The sequence below is a fragment of the Paraburkholderia sp. BR10954 genome, assembly GCF_040965775.1.
In the GTDB taxonomy this organism is placed as follows: Bacteria; Pseudomonadota; Gammaproteobacteria; order Burkholderiales; family Burkholderiaceae; genus Paraburkholderia; species Paraburkholderia youngii.
This window is the reverse complement of the sequence record NZ_JBFRCK010000205.1, coordinates 1-581: the sequence shown is the minus strand read 5'-3', so window position 1 is coordinate 581 and position 581 is coordinate 1. Positions and strand designations below refer to the sequence as shown.

1 protein-coding gene and 1 pseudogene are annotated in these 581 nt (G+C 57.1%); one reads left to right on the top strand and one right to left on the bottom strand.

Annotation, left to right across the window (positions count from 1 at the left end):
* A pseudogene (locus tag AB4Y34_RS41890) lies at positions 1-233 on the top strand (IS110 family transposase); the annotation flags it as partial.
* Between the two features lie 168 nt (positions 234-401).
* Here the strand turns inward: AB4Y34_RS41890 and AB4Y34_RS41885 are convergent.
* Positions 402-581: hypothetical protein (locus AB4Y34_RS41885; RefSeq protein ID WP_368719313.1), on the bottom strand; the 180-nt coding region annotated here is incomplete at its 5' end.

Here is a 581-nt window from a genome sequence, read left to right as displayed (position 1 = left end):
CTCGGGTGAGCCCGGACATTCAACGCCGCCATGAAGGAATCCCGAAACCGATCATTGACCGCGCATGGGATGCCCAACTGCGGCTATGCCGGCGATATCGCAAGCTCGCAGCGCGCGGCAAGAATGTGAACACCAGTGTGGTTGCCGTTGCGCGAGAACTCTCAGGGTTCATCTGGGACATCAGCAGACTGGCGATGTCCCTCGCCATACCGAAAGATGCCAGGCCGGTTTGACACTCCATCATCTTAACGAGGACACTGAGAGTTTCCTGAAGGCGGCGTAGCCCGGCACCCGAGTAACCCGCGAGCGGATTATGCAACACATCCAATGCGATTTGCGACTTGAGGCAGCGGCAGGCTCATAGGGCGGACCACAGTAATGCGGTAACCAACCCGCGGATATCAGTGTGACCCACCGTCGAGACGTACTGCTACGTCGCCCTCAGGAAATTCAAATGAACCAAAACCGAGAACCGATCGCGATTGACACGGAAAATGGAATGAACGCCTCCCGCCGGAGATGGCGGTGGAAACAAAGAAGGACGGCGGATTCTCATCTGGCGGATCATGAGGGTTCATAGG